The sequence below is a fragment of the Paenibacillus sp. YIM B09110 genome (genome assembly GCF_037167145.1).
Classification (GTDB): Bacteria; Bacillota; Bacilli; order Paenibacillales; family Paenibacillaceae; genus Pristimantibacillus.
This window is the reverse complement of record NZ_JBANSP010000005.1, coordinates 152,924-173,757: the sequence shown is the minus strand read 5'-3', so window position 1 is coordinate 173,757 and position 20,834 is coordinate 152,924. Positions and strand designations below refer to the sequence as shown.

The following is a 20,834-nucleotide window of genomic DNA, read 5'->3' as shown; positions in this document are numbered from 1 at the left end:
TCGATGGCAAGCAATCACACAGCCACAGAGGAAGGCACCAAACGTCATAAGGTCGAAGGACCGAAGAAACACGTCATCGCCTTTATTTTCTCACTGGCGCTTACATTGGTCGCTTTCGCGGCTGTTATGGGCGGAGAAATCAACAAAGACTTCATCTACATTATCTTGATGGGAACAGCCTTCTTGCAAGTATTCGTACAGATGGCTTTCTGGATGCATATGAAGGATCGTGGACATACGTACGCGCTTATCGGAATATTGGGCGGAATATTCATCGTCTTTACTTGCGTCATTATGGCGGAGTATTGGGCTTGGTGGTAAACCGCAGTTGAATTTCATTGGAGGAGGGTCCCAAGGCTTGGGTCCCTCCTCTTTTCTAGAAATGCAAGTTCAGTTCGAAACTGCAAGTGAAAGAAAGGAGTTTCCACGATGCTAGGCTTAGAGTATTTCACATTCGAAGAGTTGTGGACCCCGTTTTTTTTGTTCGGAATGGCCGCGATTGTCATTCTCTATTTCTATCTAATCGGTCCTTGGCGACTTAAGCATATGCCGGGTGAACCACCGGCAACGGTATTGCAGAAGACGATGTTCGTAACGTCTGCTGTGCTACTTTACTTGTCGCATGGCGGCCCGCTTAGCCTGCTAGGCCATATGATGTTCACTTTCCATATGGTCAATATGTCAATTTCCTATCTCATTGTTCCGCCGATGTTCCTGCTCGCTATACCTGCATTCCTATGGCGCAAAGCATTCGCTGCAGCCTTCTGGAGCAAGTTCAGCAAGCTGATGCATCCTATTGTTACGTTAGTTTTGTTCAATATGCTGTTTTCTATCTATCATGTACCGATGATTCATGATTACGTCATGACGCATTTCACTGTTCATCGTCTCTATTATTTGATTCTGTTCATTACTTCATGCATGATGTGGTGGCAGATTACAAGTCCCGTATCAGAGTGGGGCCGACTGACGGATCTGAAGAAGATGGCTTATGTATTCGCTAACGGCGTATTGCTTACGCCTGCGTGCGCTCTTATTATTTTTGCCAAAGAATCTATGTATGCAATCTACAGCGATCCAAGCGTATGGGTAACGGCTATGGGCTATTGCGTATCGGGTGACCCTAGCAGACTTCTTGATCTGGGCGGCTTGGGCGGAGGCCCTCAATTCTTCAACATGATGAATGTTGTGGAGGACCAACAGCTCGGCGGTATCGTGATGAAGCTTGTACAAGAGCTGATGTACGGTATTATCCTGGCGTATATTTTCAAGCTATGGTTCAAGAAAGAGCATACCGAGGATGAGTTGCCTAATCCAGGCACCGCTTAATGAATAGATAAGGCATGTGCTGAACCAATATTATTATGATTACAATAGGTGGGGGATTTATGGACAAGTTTACGATTGTGCCTTCAATTAGCACTTTCTTTATCGTTCTGAGCGGCATACTTGTCGCGATTGGATGGCGTCTGGCGATTAAGCGCAAGCTGGAGCAGCATCAGAAGGTTATGTTCGCTGCGGCTGTCTCGGCGCTGCTGTTCTTCATTATTTATGTATCGCGTTCGGTGTTCCAAGGGAATACGGAGTGGGGCGGACCGGATGAATTGAAGCCTTATTATCTCGTCTTCTTGCTGTTCCATATTGTGACGGCGACAGTCGGCGGGGTATTCGGTATCACGACACTGACGCTGGGCTACCGCAAGAAGTTCGCAAAGCACCGTAAGTGGGGCAGAGTAACATCGGTGGTATGGTTCGTAACCTCGATTACGGGCACGGCGGTATATGTGTTGCTGTACCTTATGTATCCGGGCGGCCATACGAAGCCGGTTTTCGACGCTATTTTTGGCTAATATAGGTGTAAGTGAACTAGGCATATCAGACGGTTAATTCGTCAGATGTGCTTTTTTTTTTGCTGCAAAAAAATAAAAAGGAAGTCATTGACAACTGTGTATATCGTGAGTATACTGTGTATAAAGATATATACAGTATACTTACTGATCACATCGAGGGGAGCCAATAAGGTGAGCAAATGGAAAGGTGCATGGTTTCTTGCCAAGCAAGAGTTAGTGAGGGATCGATGGAGGAGCATTATAATGGTGGCGATGATCGGATACATCCTTTTGTTCACCCTTCCGGTATTTATTGATTCACTGACAGATAGTGAAGAGGACTCTATGTCATGGTTCACAGACTTCATTTACTTATCGTTGCTGCCTTGCCTGGGCTTCGTCCTTAATAACACGATGATGAATTACTTCAAGAAGGATACCTACTCGAAAAAGCTCGCATACTTGCGAACATTGCCTATCACACCGCAGCAGATTGCATTAGGCCGACTCATTCAACTAACAATTGTTTTATTCGCAGCACAGCTCATCTATTTCATAGCGCAATATGTCATCATCCATTTCGCTTCTTCCGTAGTCATCGATATTGGCGACTTCGTTTTATATGCAATATTCTGGTTCGGATATTCGCTTACGATTGCAACCTCTTATGTGTACTGGGAGATGGGGTACAGCGGTAAAATTTATATGGTTGTTTGCACCTTGGTAGCGATTCTCTTCCTAGGTATTGCAATAACGATAACTTGGCTAGGTCAAGGCAATATCGTCATTGGAATATTGGAAGCAATCGAAGAGGGCAAATGGTGGATTGCGCTTATTACCCCGGCAATCTCTGCAATAACGATTCCTCTCGGTTACCGTGTGCTTTCGAATCGAATTGCCAAGCGCAACTATATCGTCTAGATGAATTGAAACTAAGAAGAAGGTGAAGCCATGCGGTTGCCCATACAAATTAACGAGCAAAGCGCCGAGCCGCTCTATCATCAAATAGAAGTTCAACTGCGGGCTTTAATCGTAAGCGGACAATTGCAAGAGGGCACGCTGCTGCCATCGATTCGAGAATTGGCACAAACGGTGAAGTGCAGCGTAATAACGGTTAAGCGAGTATACAGTGACTTGGAGGCAGAAGGTTTACTGAGAACTAGGCAAGGAACTGGCACTTATGTAGCTCTGGTTGGCGAGCAGGAACGTGATCGACACCGGTTATCGGCTGTGACCGAGGCGATGGAGCAAGCGATTATCGCCGGCAAGCGAGTTCAATGTACGGAAGAGGAGCTTCAGTTGCTGTTCAAGGAAGCGATGAATAAGCATTTTGATTAGGGCAGGAGGCTATTGCGATGACAGAAGAGTTGGCGGTTAAGATGAAGGGCGTCGTACAGAAACGCTCGAACTTTCATCTAGGACCGATGGATCTTATGATTCCAAAAGGCTATATTACTGCGATTGTCGGACCGAACGGCAGCGGCAAGAGCTCAACCTTCAGACTGCTGCTCGACTTGGTTAAGGCGGACGAAGGCAGCATTGAGCTGCTGGGACAGCAGGTAGGCAATGGCGTGGATATCGAGCTGAACAAGAGGATCGGTTATTTGCCGGAAGAGTCTTGGACGCATGAAGAGAAGATGAAAGCAACCGAGAAGGCGGAATTCCAGCGGTTCTGGTACGACAATTGGGATGTGAACCGTTATCAGGAGCTGCTGAGAGTTCTAGAGGTGGATCCGAATCAAATGCTTGGCAAAATGTCCAAAGGCAGTCGGCGCAAGTTCGAATTCGCCTTGGCCCTTGCACATGGACCGGAGCTTCTGCTCCTCGACGAGCCATCCTCGGGGCTTGATCCTCTGGCTTGGAAGACGATGATCGATGTGCTGCACCGGTACATGGATCGCGGCGATCGGACGATACTGATGACTTCGCATATCGTCGAAGAAGTGAAGCGCCTTGCCGATTACATTGTCTTCATGTCGCAAGGACATGTGCTCGGCATGTATGAGAAGGATGAGCTGTTCAGCAGCTGGTTCATCTACTTCCTTAGCGGAGATGAGCTAACGGCTGGAGTGGCAGCGAAGATGCCGGGGCAATGCGGTGTCGAGCATGCAGGGGGAACAACCTACCGCATTACGACGAATCAAGCCGGGCAAGCCGAGCAATGGTGTTCCGAGCAAGGACTTACGTTAGTTAGCAGGCAAGCGATGGAGCTGGATGAAATTATGGCCGCTCTATTAATGAAAGATAGATTGAACGCGAGATCCAACTAAAAGAGGGGAGCAATAACATGAATCCATTAAAGGTTGAGCAGATCGTTAAGCAATATGGGGAGAAGACGGCTGTAAACGGCATTAGCTTCGAGGTAAGCGAAGGGGAAATATACGGATTGTTAGGCGCCAATGGTGCGGGAAAAACAACGACGATGCGTATGGTATTAGGTCTTATTTATCCCGATGAGGGCAATATCTATTATCACGGCAAGCCTTACAGCAGCGAGCAATTGAAAGGTCTTGGCTATCTGCCTGAAGAGAGAGGTCTCTATCCAAAGGTTCGCGTAAGCGATCAAATCATATACTTAGCGCAATTGCGCGGCATGTCGAAGAAGGACGCGGACGCCAACCTGAAGCGCTGGCTCGATCGGTTCGAAGTGCCCGAGTACTACAACAAGAAGGTTGAAGAGCTGTCTAAGGGTAATCAGCAGAAGATTCAATTCATCGCATCCGTTATCCATAATCCGAAGATCATCATTCTCGACGAAGCTTTCAGCGGACTCGATCCGGTTAACGTGGAGCTGCTGAAGTCGACGGTTAAGGAGCTTCGCGATTCCGGCACAAGTATTCTGTTCTCGACTCACCGTATGGAGCATGTCGAGGAGTTATGCCGCAACATTACGATTCTTCATCGTTCGAATGCCGTTCTTAAGGGCAGCTTGAAGGAAATTAAGAAGCAATTCCCGAAAGAACGCGTCATCCTGAGCACGGAGAGTGAAGTGACGGGACTGGAACAAATTCCAGGTGTAACTGGCGTTACGCGTCATGAGTATGGTTATGAGATTGGCATAACGAATGAAGCAACAGGCGGACTTATTTTGCATCATGCGATTGGTCAAACGACGATTACGCGCTTCGAGATCAAAGAACCGACGTTAAACGAGATTTTCATCAAAACAGTAGGCGGTGACGGCCATGAATAACTTCTGGACAGTAGTTGGCTTTACGATTAAAAACAAATTCAGAGGCAAGGCATTCCTCATCACAACTTTGATTATTGCAGTCATTATATCCATAGTTGTTAACCTTCCTTATATATTTTCGTTATTCGGAGACGGCAACAAAGTAACGAACATCGGTTATATTCAGTCGTCCCAGTCGGAGCTTGCGGCAGGTTCTGCTATCGGCGATCAATTGAAGGCCTATTATGAGGCTCAGGAAGACTCATCGATTAAGCTGATTCCTTTCGAAGATAAAGGAGACGCTGCTGCCAACGAAACCGAGCTTAAGAAAGCAATCACGGATAAAGACATTAAAGGTTACTTGGAATTCGGCGAAGTTACAGCAGAGAGCGGCTTGCCTAGCATGACCTACAAGTCGGAGAAGCTGATGGAAATGGAGCTTACAAGCTCGCTTCAAAGCACCTTGCAAGCGATTCGTATGGAAGCGGCGCTGCAAAGCGCAGGCCTGACGGACGAACAAAAAACGCAATTGTTCACGCCGGTTGATATTGAAACGGTTCAAATCTCTGCAACAGAAGGTGCAGGCAGTATTGGAGAAGGCAAGACGCCTGCCGAGCAAGCCATGAATATGGGCTTCGTCTATGTGCTCGTTATCCTACTCTTCATGACGATTATGATTACAGGTCAATTGATTGCTTCGGAGATAACGGCTGAGAAGAGTTCGCGCGTCATGGAGCTGCTCATTACGAGCGTCGCACCGCTGAAGCAAATGTTCGGTAAAATTCTAGGTATGTTCATTGTGGGCTTGATTCAAGTTTTTGCTTACGTAGCGGTCATCCTCATAAACGTAAGCCTTCCGCATAACAGTAAGACGTTGAAGGACCTTAACATCGACTTCAGCCTGATCGATCCATCGCTTATTGTTTATGCATTGATCTTCTATGTGACTGGATACTTCCTGTTCGCAACGCTGTTCGCGGCGATCGGCTCGATCGTAAGTCGGACGGAGGATCTTGGCCAGGCGGTGCTGCCGATCACGATGATCTCGCTCGCCGGCTTCTATATCACAATCTTCAGCATCGCGAGCCCGGACAGCATGCTCGTGAAAGTGACATCGTATATTCCGTTCTTCTCGCCATACGTCATGATGCTTCGTCTAGGCTTGGCTGATCCGCCAATGTGGCAAGTACTGACTTCCATCGGCATCCTGCTCGTATCGATCTATGTATCGGTATGGATCTCGGCTAAGATCTACCGTACGGGCGTACTCATGTACGGCAAGCGTCCGAGCTGGAAAGAGATTCGCAAGGCTATGAGGGCTTATAAGATTTAATGGGTGTCGCATGTTCTTTGTGAGTAATGCTTATAACTGAGACAGATTTATGTAATAACTGAGACTTTTTACACTACATGTTTGAGATAAATGAAAACCCCTGATAAATCAATTACATTGATTTATCAGGGGTTTTCACATTTTCCTATAGGATAGTGTGAAAAATATTTGTTAGATTGCTGTTCAAAAATAGTAATAAATTTCTGCAATTATAACTGATATAAATTGTAAGAATAGACTTTGGTCATAATCGTTTTAAAGCAAAGTTTGATTGGATACTAATAAGCTCACAGAGTGAGAGCAAAGGTACCCGAATAATAATAAGATACTCTCTTGCCTGGTTCATTTTAATTTGGTACAAATACTGACCTGGCGTAATACCCAAGGTCTTTTTGAATCGATTTGGCATATCCTGTGGAGTCTGGGCCCCTTTTCTGCGTTATAATAACGGCAGATTCTACATGGTGACAACGAATCAGAGGATACATCATACTAGCGAGTGAAAAAGTAATATTGTTATACTTAATGTAAATCCGTTTTATATTCACATTGAATTATGGAAGATATAATAGAAGTAAATATATGAATATTGTATTAATTTTAAAGTGATAGTTGGATTTGATATCCATTTACAATCATGGGGATAACTCGGAACAGACGAAAGCACCATGATGGCAATTGTCAATTTCGGACTGGATAAAGCTTTTTTCGACCAAGAGAGTAGTATTATTAAATCCCGGTGGAAACTTCGTCACCGGCCAGTTTGGAGATCCAGCAAAATCTGCAGTTGTTTGATGTCCGATTTGCCAGGGGCTATCATCATTTTCTATTGACCACCTGGAGAGAAAAAAGTCAGCATGACTTTCCACTTGTTTGAAGATGAGAGAATGATTCGAGATTACCTAAAGCTCCAGACATCATGAGTTGCCAATGACATGCTCAGATGCCTTTGAGCAGCCCGAAGTGCGTTTTAATTGAGAGATTGCTTTGCTAATTGCACAGATAACATGTTCAATAATAATTATATTGGAGGAATCATATGTCATCCGATGCGTGGAAAGAACAACTGTATAAAGCCTACCTCTTTGTATACTTTACGGAGGATGAGGAGAGAGGAGAACAAGTTTATTTCTCATTAAGCCAAGATGGCTTATATTGGAAAGATTTGAATAATGGTGAACCTGTATTAAGTTCTGGTATAGGGGAATGTGGAGTACGGGACCCATATATCCTTCGTTCTTCATTGGATCAAAAGTATTATATCATTGCGACGGATTTGCGAATGTCAAACGGAAAAGGCTGGGATGTAGCGCAATATAGCGGAAGTCGCGCTATCATCATATGGGAATCCACAGATCTTGTCCATTGGTCAAAGGAGAGGAGCATTGAGATAGATCTCCCTGAAGCAGGATGCGTATGGGCTCCAGAATCAATTTATGATGAGAAAACAAAGGAGCATTTGGTTTTCTGGGCATCGATGATAAAAAGGGACGAGCAGCCGGCGAAGCAAATCATCTATAGCTCCAGAACGATAGATTTTATGAACTTTTCCAAACCTGAGATCTACATTGAACGAGATAATCATATTATCGATACGACGATCATTAAAGTTAGAGATGTTTATTATCGCTTCTCTAAAGATGAAACAAAGAAATGCATTACGGTTGAGCAAAGTAATTCACTCGTATCTTCATCGTTCAATACCGTCCATTTTCCTATTCTGAATAATATTTTCGGAGTGGAAGGTCCTGCGATATTCAAATACAACGACCGTAATGAATGGTGTCTATTGATTGATCAGTTTGCGGCTAATAAAGGTTACTTGCCTTTGGTCACTGACAATTTATCCAGTGGTCAATTCCGAATATTGAACGAGCATGAATATAATTTTGGGGATACCTTAAAAAGGCATGGTTCAGTCTTGAATATAACTCAAGCGGAGTTTCGAGCACTAGAACATGCATGGGGATCTTCAGTACAATGAAAAATGTCTGTCATACGTCGATATTCCTGCTCTGATTAGAGTGGGATTTTTTAAGTGGTGGTCATAATGTATGAGGATAAACTGCAATAAAGTTTGCTTATAGGACAGGGCGCTTGCGCTGGCCGGAAGGTTCATTGAACCTATCCGGTCTTCTTTGTATTTAAATCATAATATAGTTTTATTCGTTGTAGAATTTTATCATTTTAGTCAATTATTTAGTGGAGTATAATTCTTCATATAGTCGTATGAATTTTGAATGATGCACGAAGGGAGCTTGATTATGGCGAGATCGGGAACGATCGACAACAGTCAAATTTGGCATGACAACGACGGGAATGCCATTCATGCGCATGGTGGGGGCTTCCTGCAGGAGGGCGATTATTATTACTGGTTCGGCGAAAGTAGGCAAGGAAGCAAGAAAGTCGCATGTTATCGTTCGACGGATATGGAGCATTGGGAATTTCGCAATCATGTGCTGAGCGTGGACTCCGCCTTTCAGTCGGTCTATTACAGAACATTTTCGGAAATGGACCCATATGGGACTATCGATAAGGGATACGGAAGCGGCTCCGTCATTGAGAGGCCAAAGGTGCTGCATAACGCGTTTACCGGCAAATATGTGATGTGGATGCATTGGGAGAACGGACGCGATTATCTTGATGCTCGCTGTGCAGTAGCGACTTGCGATACGATCGACGGGGACTATGACTATCACGGGAGCTATAATCCAATCGGTCAGATGTCGAGAGACTGCACTTTGTTCCGTGACGACGATGGGACAGGCTACTTCATATCGGCGGCACGCGACAATGCCGATCTGATGATCTATCGGCTGTCGGACGATTACCTCAGTATTGATGAACATGTGAAGACACTATGGCCCGGACAGTATCGCGAGGCACCAGCACTCTTCAAACGGGGCGAACTGTATTTCCTCGTGACATCCGCATGTACAGGTTGGTATCCGAATCAAGGAGCCTACGCCTATGCATCAAGTCTGACGGGCAAGTGGTCGCAGTTGTATGATCTGGGAGGCCCGACCACTTATGATTCGCAGCCGGCATTTGTACTTACGGTTCAAGGGATAGAGCATACGACTTATCTATATGTGGGAGACCGCTGGGATCCGTCGAATTACAGCCAATCCTCTTATGTGTTTCTACCGCTTGAATTTTCAGAGGATCATATTATGAGCATGGATTGGCAAGATATCGTAACGATAGATACCGATACGGGAGCGGTTGGCGGCGAGTATGTGGATAGCGGCTTATACAGAATTTATTGTAATGGCCCTGACCAATATCTGGCCCCGGATGCCAGGCATATAGCAGAAGTTGAGGGGGCGGTTGGGGCCACGAAGCTAGCTTACGCCTCAGAAGATCTGAAGTGGATGTTGGTAGATGTGGGGGCGGGAAAGGTGCTAATTCAGCACGCCGAAAGCGAGGGTTACTTACAGCCCTTAGGTCAGTCGGATTCGGAAGGCGCAGCAATTGTGCTAGCAGAGCGGGTCGGTCATCCCTCAGAAGAGTGGGAGTGTGTCACACTCGATCAGTGTTGGTGTCGATTTCTCAATCGCCATTCTGGCCTGGCGCTGACCATCTCGGGAGAGAAAGGTGGGAAGCTGGTCCAGAGTGACCGGCGCTCCACGTATGATACGCGCAGAGGGTTCGATTCTCAATTGTTTCTGCCCGCAAAGGTATATTAGCTTATGTTCGAGAATGTGCGGTTCGAAGGGCTGTGCGAGAATCCTTCCGTCGTGCAAGGATATGATGAGGAACGTGCTGTGCACAACTTCATGTTCAAGGGCTTGTGGATTAATGGTTAACACATTTTAGATACCAAGTCGGGCAATATCTTAATCGGCGAGCACGCATCTGATATTGTTTTTGAGTAACAAACGCTTCTGAGAGAGCTATACGAAGATAAGGGGCTGCCAAGATTATGGAAATCAAAGATTTGAAGGATGCAGAACTGGCATCTATGCTGAAGAGCAAGCTGATGAGAAACAGGAACTCTGGCCTCGAGGCATCCGAGCTTCACTTGAATAGTGAGGATATGGAATGGTGGCGGGATGCCAAGCTTGGTTTCTTCAGTCATTGGGGCTTGTATTCCTTGTTGGGACGCGGTGAGTGGGCCATGTTCAACGAAAAGATTCCGCCGGAAGAATACGCAAAGCTTGCCGATCGCTTTTGTCCCAACAAATTCGACGCAGGCGAATGGGCGGAGCTTGCGAAAGAAGCCGGTATGCGTTACGCCATTATGGTAACGAGGCATCACGATGGTTTCGCGATGTGGGACAGCCCGGGCAGTTTCGAAGGTTTTCACAGCGGCAATTCTGCTGCCGGCCGCGACTTTGTCCGAGAGTACACGGACGCGTTCAGGGAAGCCGAAATTCGGACGGGTTTGTACTATTCGCCGATGGATTGGCGCTTCCCCGGCTACTTTCAGCCCCAGGAGTTGGCTGACAATGCCGAACTGATGAAGCGGCAAACCTATGAACAAGTGCGGGAACTGACGACGCGTTACGGGATGATCGATATTCTCTGGTACGACGGAGGATGGCTAGCTCATTCCGGCTCGGATGCCGATGCAGCGTGGTTCTGGGAGCCAATTAGGTTGAACGAGATGGTCAGGGAAAACCAACCTCAATGTGTCATTAATCCAAGATCTGGTTGGGCTGGCGATTTCCAGTGCGATGAAGGGCTGCATGAGGTGGTCGGAGATATAATTCCTTTCGATTGGGAGAAGTGCTTTTCGATAGCATATCACTGGTCCTACGAGGCTGAAGAGAGGGCGCTTCCACTCGAACGGACGATCCGTCTTATGCTCGACTGTTTCGTTCGAGGAGGCAATGTATTGATTAATGTCGCGCCTAACCCGGAAGGGGAAATTCCAGCAAACCAACGAGAGCTTCTTAAACAGATTGGCCGGTTTATGAATAAGAACGGTGAAGCGATTTATGGAACAAGACCGGGGCCGCTTCAGCCCGTTGATGGCGTATACGGCATGACGAAAAAAGGCAGCCAGTTATATTTGCACGTGATGGATACAGCCGCGTTTGACGGTATGCTTCTGCCGCCATTTCCATATCCTGTTGCAGATTGTCGTCTGTTGGACGGAACTCCTGTTGTATTTGAGCAGCATGAGCAAGGTTATATCGTCAAGATCCCTGTTGAGAAATGGGAGCCTTATGATACTGTGGTTGTGTTTACAATCGCGGAATAGCAGGAAGTCCGACACCGAGGGTAGTCGATTGGCTGTTAAGTCCTTCTCTGTAATCTTGCCTGAGTTCGGTTCTGGAGGCAACTACGGAGAAGGGTTGTCGGCTGGGAGAAAACGTAGAAACGTAATTTAGTTTTATAATTCATAATAAACTAATATTTATTTTATTTTCTAAAAATGATAAAATAAAGAAAGGCAAATGGATTATATTTTTCGTTATTATCATAATAAATATTTTCAATATGTAATATTAAGTTATTTATATTATATCAAAAAGAAAGCGGTTTCGGAAAAGTTGGGCTTTGCCAAATTAGCTTTTTGTAATTGATGCGAAGCTTATTCAGCGGGAGGAAAGCAAGTTGAAGAATGCTCTAGCAGGTAGTATCCAACCTCAAGGGAAAATGAGCCAACGCAGCTCAGCTTGGAAAAGAATAAAGAGACATTGGCAATTTTATCTGCTGATTCTAGTGCCCATGGTTTTGCTTGTTACATTTCATTACGTTCCCATGTACGGCGCGTCCGTGGCCTTCAAAGAATATAACATCATTAAAGGCATAGCGGGTAGTCCATGGATTGGCTTAAAGTATTTTGATTATTTTTTTAAAGGCCCGTATTTTTGGCAGATTCTGAAAAATACGATTTTAATCAGCTTGTACCAGTTGCTTGTTGGCTTTCCCATTCCTATTATTTTTGCACTGGCGCTTAATGAAGTCCGAAGTGCATTTTTTAAAAAATGGGTGCAGCTAGTCACCTATGCGCCGCATTTCATCTCGACAGTAATTGTTGTATCGATGATGTCACTATTACTGGGGCCGCAGATCGGGATTGTCAACAATTTGCTGGCAGATTTAGGGCTGGATCGAATTAATTTTATGGGTGAGGCTTCCTATTTCAAGTCTCTGTATGTCTGGTCGGGTGTTTGGCAGGGTACGGGTTTTAGCGCAATCATTTATTTGGCAGCGCTATCAGGGATTGATCCCACGCTGTATGAAGCGGCTCGAATAGACGGAGCCTCGCGATGGAAGAAAATCATTCATATTGATATTCCGGGAATTATACCGACCATCATCATTTTGCTGATTCTATCGATTGGTGGCATTATGTCCGTAGGTTTTGAAAAAGTATATTTGATGCAAAACTCCATGAATGCGGATTCTTCTGAAATAATTGCTACTTATGTGTATAAGGTTGGTCTTCTTAATTCCAATGTCAGCTTCGCTACGGCTGTAGGTTTGTTCAATTCCGTCGTCAATCTGATTTTGCTTGTTAGTGTCAATGCTATTGCTCGAAAAGTAAGTCAAACCAGCTTGTGGTAGCGGAGAGGGTGCAGGGATGAATAATACAATTAGGATAAAGGAATCTCCTGGAGACAAGTTGCTTCTATTGGGGATATATGTGTATTTGGTTGTTTGTTCGTTAGTTGTTTTATATCCACTGATTTACATTTTAAGCGCTTCATTTAGTAGTCCGTTCGCTGTGATATCTGGGAAAGTATGGTTATACCCGGTTGATATTACGCTTATCGGATATGAGGTAGTATTTAAAAACTCGCAGGTGATAATTGGCTTTGCCAATTCATTGTTCTATGCGATAGTCGGCACTCTGGTAAGTGTTACAGTCACATTGATGATCGCATACCCCTTGTCCCGTAAAACGTTCTATGGGCGAAACCTGATTATGTTTTTGCTGACATTTACCATGCTATTTGGCGGAGGAATGATTCCGTTGTATCTGGTTATTAAAGATTTGCATCTTATCGATACCAGATGGGCGCTTATAATTCCTGGGGCACTGGCCGTATATTCCGTTATTATTGCCAGAACCTTCTTCCAAAGCAACATTCCTGATGAATTGTCGGAAGCTGCTGAAATTGACGGCTGCAGTGATATGGGCTTTCTGTTTCGAATTGTACTTCCGTTATCGAAGTCGATTATTGCCGTACTGGTTCTGTTTTCGGCAGTAGGCTATTGGAACGCATATTTTGATGCTTTGCTCTATCTGAAAAGCGTTGACAAGTACCCGCTGCAGCTCATTCTCAGAAATATTTTACTGCTTAACGCATCCGAGAATCCGACCAATATAACAGAAATGATGCAGAGACAAGGCCTTGCGGATCAGATGAAGTATTCGCTTATCGTGATTTCGACGGTTCCAATTCTACTCATCTATCCATTCGTACAGAGGCATTTTGTGAAAGGGGTCATGATCGGCTCACTTAAAGGCTAAATCGAAACTTTGACAGGGGGGTGAGACCGGCTCCAGCTGATGGGCGCTACAGTATCGATTGAGCTACAAGATAAGACAAGGTTTTAATTTAAAAGGGAGGTTAACGCATTGAGAAAAAAAACGGGTTTATTGTTGAGCGTAATGTTGTGTATAACCATGGTGTTGGGGGCTTGCTCCGGTAATAATGGAGGAAGCAGATCGGAGAGCACGAACAAACCGGACAGTACTGGAGAAACAACCGAGACGTCATCGCCGAATCAGGCTCCTGTGCCGTTGACTGTGTTTATGGCGGGCAATCCGGAGGTGGACTATGACACCAATTCGTTTACGAAGGAATTAAGCGAGAGACTAAATGTTGATCTAGAGATACTGGTAAATAATTCACAGGTTATTAAGGAGAAGAGACAGCTTTCCTTGACAAGTGGAGACTACGCAGATGTGTTTTTGCTGGACTGGACAGATATCATTACTCCTGCGGAGCAAATGAAGCTGGGACAACAAGGGGTTTTAATCCCGCTTAATGATTTGATAGAGGAGCATGCCCCTAATATTAAGAAGCTGATAGATGATATTCCGTATTACAAGGAAGGCGTGACGGCTCCTGACGGAAATATTTACGGCTTAGCGTCCATTAACGAATGCTACCATTGCTCCTATCCTGCAAAGATGTGGGTGAATACGGAGTGGCTGAAAGCCTTAAATATGGAGCTTCCGAAAACAACCGAAGAATTCAGGCAAATGCTTGTTGCTTTCAAGAACAACGATCTTAACAATAACGGTACCAAAGACGAAGTTCCTTTCTCCAGCTTGAAGGGCGAGTTCTTCACATATCTTATGAATGCATTCATGTATTCAGACGGAATAGCAGGGTCTTTCTTGCAAGTTAACGACGGCAAGGCAGAATTGGTGGCGGACAAACCGGAGTTCAAAGAAGGTCTGAAGTATCTTACTTCTCTGTACAAAGAAGGGCTGATTGATCCCGGCGCAATGACGAATGAATGGGATGCTTTCAGAAGTCTGACCAATCGCGATGGCATTGCAATGGTCGGGGCGATTGCGGCGATGCATCCATTTGTATTTGCTGCAGGAGACAATCCGATCAATACGCAATATGCGGCGCTTCCTCCGCTGACAGGTCCGGCCGGGCATTCGACGGCTCAATATGGCGGAGAGCAAATTTTTGGGGCAGCATTCGCCATTACGAATAAAGCGAGCAAGGAACAGCAAATAGCAGCCATCAAACTGGCGGACTACTTGGCATCAGAAGAAGGAACGCTTCGTGCGACATTTGGCGAGAAAGATGTCAATTGGGTTGATGGAGGAGATAGCGACATCGATTTGAACGGTAGCAAGGCAAAGTTTAAGGTACTGTCCCTTCCTGCCGAGGAATCTGCAAAGCTGAACAACATATGGGGCGAGGTTGGAACCTTTGTCAAAACAAAGGAATTCCGCGCTTCTCAAGCGGCCGATCAGAATGAATTGACTCCAGCCGGTTACGAGCTGCGATTGTTTAATGCTACGAAACTGTATGATGGACATCAGCCGCAGGAAATAGTGCCAGGGGCATTGTTTATCGATGAGGCCGATCTGATGGATTACGGCTTGATTCAAACCAATATTAAGAAATATATTGAAGAGAACGCCTATAAGTTCATAACAGGAAACAAAAACCTAGACAAGGATTGGGAAGAATACGTAAAAGGATTCAAGAAGCTGGATGCCGAACGTTATGTGAGCATTACTCAAACAGCAATGGATAATCAAAAGTAAGGAATGACCAGAAAAGCATGCAATTTAAGTAAGCATTAATGGATAAGGCACGAACAAAAACAGCCGGTACGCGGGACTAAGGTCAGTTCGCTGCCGGCTGGCTTTGATTTTAACTGGCTATCCGAGCCTAGGGGATCGTAAGACTGACTCATTCTGCCCCTTGTCAATCCTTTTATGGGCAGCTTTACGCCACGGCAGGCAGAAAGCAAGTTTGCGATAAAGTAAGATTACCAACGGTTGAGTAAGTATTAAGTTGTAAGCGTTTACGATACGAGGGGGGTTCCAGCCAATCTACTTCTTTCTAAGACCTTATCTCCTCAAGAAGATCATCAGAAACGATTTCCGTCACGTTATTGAGATTTGTCGATCCTAATTAAACTCATGTTAAGCGACTCATTTAGATATAAGAATCACCTTAAAATATGAATTAAGAGCGATTACAATTTCGAAGTACAGTCTGCAAATATACAATGAAGAAAACCTCGAATCTATTATATTATTGGTTAATTACCAAGGCTGGAGGTGAGTTTAGAATAGATTTAGATAATAGAAAGTAAGAAAATCTCGCAAACAAATGTATGAAGTAGGAGGTGTTATTGAGCAATTGCATAGTAGGATTAGTTATGTCTAAAACAAAAAAAGCGAGGAGATGTAAACTATGTTTTCGATAAGAAATACTAATAAGTCTAAATGGTTAATCATATTTTTGTTAACGCTTACAATATTGGCTTCCTTGTCGTTCGTTCATTCAACCGAAGTTCATGCAGCCGAAACGACATTGGTCACCTATCCCAACCCTCCGGGCGGTGCCGCACTTAACACTGACTTCACCGTAAAGGTACGTGCAAATGGTGGTGCTTGGCAGGATCTGGATGAGTATGATACAACGGTAGGGGGGTATCATCCCTCTCATGCATCCTTTGTTTATTTCGATGTTGATGGTCCCGTTGATGTATCGGTGACCTATAATGCTGGTACAATTACATCAGGTGCAGTCCGACCAACAAGTAAAGGTATCACCCCGAATATCAACGGCAATACAATGACATTTACCATACCTGGTCCTACTAAGCTTTCGGTAGAGGTTAATGGGGATATTAACCACAATCTTCATCTTTTTGCAAATCCATTAGAAGTCAATCCTCCAAGTCCTAGCGATCCCAACGTCATATACCTTGGTCCCGGTGTTTATCAAGGAGACCAGACGGTGCCAAGCGGCAAGACACTTTACATCGCCGGCGGAGCGGTTGTAAAAGGCGGTGTGTTTTTGGATGGCGCCACTAATGCTGCAGTTAGAGGCCGTGGAATATTGGATCGTCCTTCATGGAGAGGGATATCGGTCAACTATGCCGAAAACATCACGATCGAGGGTATCATCGTAAACGATTATGGCATGGGGGGCGGGGGTGGTGATTTAGTCGATCTGCAAAATGCCAATAATGTTACGATAAATAACATCAAAGGCTTCAGCTACAAGAGTTGGACCGACGGTATTGATACTATGGGTTCTTCCAATGTTACCGTCAATGACGGTTTTATCCGCTCTGGCGATGATTCTATGGCAATATACACCGCTCGCCCGGAATCGAATTTTTGGGGCAATACCACGAATCTAACGGTAACGAACATGATTTTGATGCCTGATGTTGCTCGTCCGATTAATTTTGGTACTCACGGTGATCCGACTGAATATGAAGGCGGTCTATTGATTGATTCGATAAGCTTTTCGAATATCGACATTATGCTAAATAATACGGGAAGTCCAATGGCTCCCATCCAGTTTACGAATGGTGACGGCAATCTAATCCAAAATGTTACTTTTAATGATATACGTATTGAGGATAATTATGTAAATTCGATTGTTAATATAAATAATGTTTGGACCGCTGGCCAGACTGGCCCGGGGCGTGGAATTAAAAATGTCTATTTCAAGAATATCACCTATACCGGCAGCAATAGTACGGGTTCCAGCTTGACTGGATATAGCCCTAACCGTATGGTTGAAGACATCACCTTTGAAAATCTGGTGGTCAACGGTAATCTGATTCTGACTCCCGCTGCGGGAAATATTAATATCAACAGCAATACCAGCAACATTAAGGTCGTAGCTCCAGGTGCGGGAAGCTACACGCCGATTCCGGCCCCGTCCCCTACTTATACCAATCTGGCGTTGAATGCGACTGTCAGTTCGGATAGCGAAAAGCCCGGTCAACCAGCTACCGGCGGCAACGATGGCAATCATAGGACTAATTGGACCGCTAATGATACGAACACCGGCCACTGGTGGAAGGTAGACCTTGGCAGCAACAAAACGATTCATGGCACCAAAGTTATTTGGGATTCTAACAGTATAAACCATTTATATAAGATTGAGGTATCGACAGATAATACCAACTGGACTACAGTAGCGGACAGGACTGCAAGCAATAGCACTTTCAAGACGAATAACGATCTCTTCAACGCTTCTGCCAGGTATGTGCGGATTACCATAACTGGGTCCGCTGGTGTTCCAGCTTCTTTCAATGAGTTCAGGGTGCTTCAACACAGTGGATCATCATTAGTGAAAAATGGTGATTTTGAGAACGGTCATTTCGCAGTTTGGACAGGCAATGGACTGTTAACGCACATTTCTGCCGCAGTCAACAGCTCGTTTGGCCTTGATCTCCGTAGCCCTGGTAACTACGCAGAGCAAAAGATAACCGGACTCAGTCCTAATACTTCATACGTTCTTACGGTCGACGCCAAAGGAGTATCAGGTACCGGTCGTGGCTACATTTATATAAAAGATCATGGCGATGTCCAGATCAACAAAAGCATTATTTCCGATAATAATTTTCACAGCACGTCCATTATCTTTGTCACAGGACCCAACGCTTCATCTGCAAATATCGGAGCATATGACACAGCCGGAAGAGTTCAATTTGATAATTTTGTCTTACGTCCGCTGATTCAAAACAGCAATTTTGAAAACGGTACGATCTCTGGATGGATAGGCTCAGGAGCTGCCGCTCAGGTCTGGGCTGCAAACAACAGTGTTTATGGCATTGAGCTATGGAACTCAGGCAACTACGCAGAGCAAACGATAACAGGACTGAGTCCCAATACCTCATACACGTTGACGGTCGATGCCAAAGGCGTATCGGGCACGGGAAAAGGCTACATTTATGTGAAAGACCACGGCGGTTCCCAGATCAACAAAGGCATTGTTTCAGATAATAATTTTCACAGCACGTCTATTACCTTTGTCACAGGGCCCAATTCTACAACCGCAACGATAGGAGTTCACTGTACGGCCACAAGGGTCGCATTTGATAATTTTGTAGTAAAACAAACGCCTAAGCTGGTTACAAATGGGGATTTTGAAAACGCTACAATCTCTGGATGGACAGGCTCCGGAGCTGCCCCTCAGGTCTGGGCTGCATACAATAGCTCTTATGGCGTTGAGCTTCTGAACCCAGGTAACTATGTAGAGCAAACGATAACCGGGCTCACTCCAAATACCTCTTACACGTTGACGGTCGATGCCAAAGGCGTATCGGGTACAGGTCAAGGCTACTTTTATGTGAAAAATTATGGCGGCACCCAAATCAACAAAAACATTATTTCCGATAACGCTTTTCACAAAATGACCATCACCTTTGTTACTGGACCAACCTCTACATCCGCAACGATCGGTGGTTACTGTACGGTCAAAAGAATAGCGTTTGACAATTTCGTCTTAGATTTAAGTCCTGTACTGGTCCAAAACGGCGATTTTGAAGTTGCGAATATCACTGGTTGGTCAGGCTCTGGAGGTACAGCCCAGGTATCGGCTGCGAACAACAGCGGATATGGACTTTCGCTCTGGAACCCGGGTAACTACGCAGAGCAAACGATAACCGGGCTTAGTCCGAATACCTCCTACACGTTGAAAGTCTATAGCAAAGGCGTATCAGGCACTGGTCAAGGCTACGTTTATGTGAAAGATTACGGCGGTACCCAGATCAATCAAAACGTTATTTCCGATAATACATGGTACCTCACTACAATTAACTTTGTCACAGGTCCCACATCTACAACCGCAACGATTGGAGCTTATTGCACGACAACAAGAGTCACATTTGATGATTTCGTCTTGAATCCCAGCTAATTAAGCAGAAAATGGAAAAGACGATTCAGAAGCGGAACAAGGAAGCATGAAATTGAAATTTAGGGCAAAAGCTCGGTACTATACCGGGCTTTTGCCCTCTTTAATAAGAGCAGAATGAGGGATAAGTCAGATTAAGGACTCTTATTTGCCTAGTACTGCCCTTTTTTGTTATACCGGGACAGTATAATATTTATCCTTTTATATGATTGCTTCTGAATTCGCTCGGTGTCATACCTTCGGATTCCATGAATTTTTTGTTGAAATAGCTGAATCCCGGATAGCCAGCTCGTTCTGCGACCTCTTTGATTGGAATGATCGGATGGCTGACCAATAGATGCTTGCTTAGCTGAATTCTGCATTTTGTAATATAAGAGACGGGCGTCATCCTTGTTACTTTCTTAAATAAGCTGCAAAAATAATTAGGAGTATAACCGGCTGCCGAAGCCCAATCCTCAAGGATGAAAGGAAGATGGGCTTTGCGCTGCATATCAGGCAGCAGAGCAAGCATTTTCTCTACATTGTCCACTCCACGATAATGAGAGAACGGATGGGCGGCACTGAGAAATTCAATAAGGACGCTATAAGTAAGGGCGGATATGCGCGATGGGCGCAGAAAGTTATTTTGTTCGATTTCATCCAGAAGGCTTACGAAATTGCTTATGAGCATACTGCCGTCCTTAATGTTCCAAATACCTGATTGATGAAAACCATTCTCCGCGACAAACGCAGGTAACGTACTTCCGTAAAGCTGCAACCAGTAAATATTCCAAGGCTCCTCTTCTGAGCGGTAATATCGCATTCTGTCATTCGGGATATGCCAGAATACATCTCCTTCGTGAAGCTGATACGTCTCATTACCTAGTTCAATATACCCCGTGCCGCTGGCCACATAATGCAGGCTGTAATCTCTTACGCCATCGGGGCGGTTTACGTTATGACCCATAGGTTGGTCGTAATTTCCAACGGAATGAGGAAAGCAGAAGAAACGAAACTCAGAGAAGTTAGGTAGGTAGAATTCGCGTTCAGGCAAAGGGATTACCTCCAATATGGTATTGTATATAAATCATAATATAGTTTCAACATAATTAAAATAGAATTATATAAATTGTTTTTAATTGTGAGTATACTTGAATCATCAAATCATAAATTAATTTTACTGACGAGGGGAC

Annotated in this window: 16 protein-coding genes; 15 read left to right on the top strand and 1 reads right to left on the bottom strand. The window is 44.8% G+C overall.

Annotated elements, in window-relative coordinates; all coding sequences use genetic code 11:
• Positions 1-3: 3 nt before the first annotated feature.
• The 15 genes from V8F51_RS09545 (at position 4) to V8F51_RS09475 (ending at position 19,665) form a co-directional block, all read left to right on the top strand.
• On the top strand, positions 4-321 hold the full coding sequence (locus V8F51_RS09545; RefSeq protein ID WP_337099966.1) for a cytochrome C oxidase subunit IV family protein: 318 nt from the start codon (positions 4-6) through the stop codon (positions 319-321).
• 108 nt (positions 322-429) lie between these two features.
• Positions 430-1,329: a cytochrome c oxidase assembly factor CtaG gene (gene ctaG, locus V8F51_RS09540; RefSeq protein ID WP_337099965.1), complete on the top strand. Its 900-nt coding sequence runs from the start codon at positions 430-432 to the stop codon at positions 1,327-1,329.
• A 59-nt stretch (positions 1,330-1,388) separates the two neighbouring features.
• Entirely contained in the window at positions 1,389-1,850 is a 462-nt protein-coding gene (locus V8F51_RS09535; protein ID WP_337099964.1) for a DUF420 domain-containing protein, read from the top strand.
• Between the two features lie 171 nt (positions 1,851-2,021).
• Positions 2,022-2,750 carry a hypothetical protein gene (locus V8F51_RS09530; RefSeq protein WP_337099963.1) on the top strand — a complete coding sequence of 243 codons (729 nt, stop codon included), beginning with the start codon at positions 2,022-2,024 and terminating at the stop codon, positions 2,748-2,750.
• A 30-nt stretch (positions 2,751-2,780) separates the two neighbouring features.
• Positions 2,781-3,167 carry a GntR family transcriptional regulator gene (locus V8F51_RS09525; protein ID WP_337099962.1) on the top strand — a complete coding sequence of 129 codons (387 nt, stop codon included), beginning with the start codon at positions 2,781-2,783 and terminating at the stop codon, positions 3,165-3,167.
• 17 nt (positions 3,168-3,184) lie between these two features.
• A complete protein-coding gene (locus V8F51_RS09520) occupies positions 3,185-4,099 on the top strand; it encodes an ABC transporter ATP-binding protein (protein WP_337099961.1) in 915 nt (304 codons plus the stop codon).
• A gap of 17 nt (positions 4,100-4,116) precedes the next feature.
• Positions 4,117-5,022, top strand: coding sequence for an ABC transporter ATP-binding protein (locus V8F51_RS09515; RefSeq protein ID WP_337099960.1), 906 nt, complete (start codon positions 4,117-4,119; stop codon positions 5,020-5,022).
• Complete coding sequence (locus V8F51_RS09510) at positions 5,015-6,334, top strand: ABC transporter permease (protein WP_337099959.1); 1,320 nt, start codon at positions 5,015-5,017, stop codon at positions 6,332-6,334. Before V8F51_RS09515 ends, V8F51_RS09510 begins: the two co-directional genes overlap by 8 nt.
• 1,039 nt (positions 6,335-7,373) lie before the next feature.
• Positions 7,374-8,318, top strand: a complete 945-nt coding sequence (locus tag V8F51_RS09505) for a glycoside hydrolase family 43 protein (protein WP_337099958.1) — start codon at positions 7,374-7,376, stop codon at positions 8,316-8,318.
• Positions 8,319-8,598: 280 nt separating this feature from the next.
• Positions 8,599-10,023 carry a family 43 glycosylhydrolase gene (locus V8F51_RS09500; RefSeq protein ID WP_337099957.1) on the top strand — a complete coding sequence of 475 codons (1,425 nt, stop codon included), beginning with the start codon at positions 8,599-8,601 and terminating at the stop codon, positions 10,021-10,023.
• 236 nt (positions 10,024-10,259) lie between these two features.
• The gene (locus tag V8F51_RS09495) at positions 10,260-11,543 is read left to right on the top strand and encodes an alpha-L-fucosidase (protein ID WP_337099956.1); all 1,284 of its coding nucleotides are present in this window, start codon (positions 10,260-10,262) and stop codon (positions 11,541-11,543) included.
• Between the two features lie 398 nt (positions 11,544-11,941).
• Positions 11,942-12,856, top strand: coding sequence for an ABC transporter permease (locus V8F51_RS09490; RefSeq protein ID WP_337100231.1), 915 nt, complete (start codon positions 11,942-11,944; stop codon positions 12,854-12,856).
• 16 nt (positions 12,857-12,872) lie between these two features.
• Positions 12,873-13,766 (top strand): carbohydrate ABC transporter permease, encoded by an 894-nt coding sequence (locus V8F51_RS09485; protein ID WP_337099955.1) that lies wholly within the window; start codon positions 12,873-12,875, stop codon positions 13,764-13,766.
• A 108-nt stretch (positions 13,767-13,874) separates the two neighbouring features.
• Positions 13,875-15,536, top strand: coding sequence for an extracellular solute-binding protein (locus V8F51_RS09480; RefSeq protein ID WP_337099954.1), 1,662 nt, complete (start codon positions 13,875-13,877; stop codon positions 15,534-15,536).
• A 658-nt stretch (positions 15,537-16,194) separates the two neighbouring features.
• Positions 16,195-19,665 (top strand): carbohydrate binding domain-containing protein, encoded by a 3,471-nt coding sequence (locus V8F51_RS09475; protein WP_337099952.1) that lies wholly within the window; start codon positions 16,195-16,197, stop codon positions 19,663-19,665.
• 190 nt (positions 19,666-19,855) lie between these two features.
• Here V8F51_RS09475 and V8F51_RS09470 read toward each other — a convergent pair whose 3' ends face one another.
• Positions 19,856-20,695: a helix-turn-helix transcriptional regulator gene (locus V8F51_RS09470; RefSeq protein ID WP_337099951.1), complete on the bottom strand. Its 840-nt coding sequence runs from the start codon at positions 20,693-20,695 to the stop codon at positions 19,856-19,858.
• Between the last annotated feature and the right edge of the window lie 139 nt (positions 20,696-20,834).

What these genes read in the sequence shown, in the direction of transcription:
- V8F51_RS09545 (WP_337099966.1), top strand. Translation starts at nt 4, where the DNA reads ATGGCAAGCAATCACACAGCCACAGAGGAAGGCACCAAACGTCATAAG.
- ctaG (WP_337099965.1), top strand. Translation starts at nt 430, where the DNA reads ATGCTAGGCTTAGAGTATTTCACATTCGAAGAGTTGTGGACCCCGTTT.
- V8F51_RS09535 (WP_337099964.1), top strand. Translation starts at nt 1,389, where the DNA reads ATGGACAAGTTTACGATTGTGCCTTCAATTAGCACTTTCTTTATCGTT.
- V8F51_RS09525 (WP_337099962.1), top strand. Translation starts at nt 2,781, where the DNA reads ATGCGGTTGCCCATACAAATTAACGAGCAAAGCGCCGAGCCGCTCTAT.
- V8F51_RS09520 (WP_337099961.1), top strand. Translation starts at nt 3,185, where the DNA reads ATGACAGAAGAGTTGGCGGTTAAGATGAAGGGCGTCGTACAGAAACGC.
- V8F51_RS09515 (WP_337099960.1), top strand. Translation starts at nt 4,117, where the DNA reads ATGAATCCATTAAAGGTTGAGCAGATCGTTAAGCAATATGGGGAGAAG.
- V8F51_RS09510 (WP_337099959.1), top strand. Translation starts at nt 5,015, where the DNA reads ATGAATAACTTCTGGACAGTAGTTGGCTTTACGATTAAAAACAAATTC.
- V8F51_RS09505 (WP_337099958.1), top strand. Translation starts at nt 7,374, where the DNA reads ATGTCATCCGATGCGTGGAAAGAACAACTGTATAAAGCCTACCTCTTT.
- V8F51_RS09500 (WP_337099957.1), top strand. Translation starts at nt 8,599, where the DNA reads ATGGCGAGATCGGGAACGATCGACAACAGTCAAATTTGGCATGACAAC.
- V8F51_RS09495 (WP_337099956.1), top strand. Translation starts at nt 10,260, where the DNA reads ATGGAAATCAAAGATTTGAAGGATGCAGAACTGGCATCTATGCTGAAG.
- V8F51_RS09490 (WP_337100231.1), top strand. Translation starts at nt 11,942, where the DNA reads ATGAGCCAACGCAGCTCAGCTTGGAAAAGAATAAAGAGACATTGGCAA.
- V8F51_RS09485 (WP_337099955.1), top strand. Translation starts at nt 12,873, where the DNA reads ATGAATAATACAATTAGGATAAAGGAATCTCCTGGAGACAAGTTGCTT.
- V8F51_RS09475 (WP_337099952.1), top strand. Translation starts at nt 16,195, where the DNA reads ATGTTTTCGATAAGAAATACTAATAAGTCTAAATGGTTAATCATATTT.